This window comes from Halomonas sp. ND22Bw (assembly GCF_003011945.1).
Lineage (GTDB): Bacteria > Pseudomonadota > Gammaproteobacteria > Pseudomonadales > Halomonadaceae > Halomonas > Halomonas halophila.
Window position 1 is genome coordinate 1 of sequence record NZ_PXWD01000837.1, and the last position, 273, is coordinate 273.

Here is a 273-nt window from a genome sequence, read left to right on the forward strand (position 1 = left end):
GGATGTCGGTCAGGCGGTCGGGGGTTCCGGGGATCCGTTCCAGGCGGGGGTAGCGAAGGCCGTCGTGGTAGTCGAGGACGACGGTCCTGAACTGGTCGCCGTCCTTGACGATCAGCGCAACGGGGACGGCCGGGTCCTTGGCGGCGGTGACGGCGGCGGACAGCCGGTCGGGCGTGGATGCCTGGCCGTCGACGGCGACGATCTCCATGCCCACGGCCAGGCCCGCCTTGAAGGCCGGGCTGTCCCATTGCACGCTGCGGATCTTGTTGGCCT

Annotated in this window: 1 protein-coding gene; it reads right to left on the reverse strand. The window is 70.3% G+C overall.

Going from position 1 to position 273, the window contains the following annotated elements; all coding sequences use genetic code 11:
• Window positions 1-273 (reverse strand): hypothetical protein (locus tag CVH10_RS20490; RefSeq protein ID WP_219924905.1); only part of this gene is annotated, 273 nt, incomplete at both ends.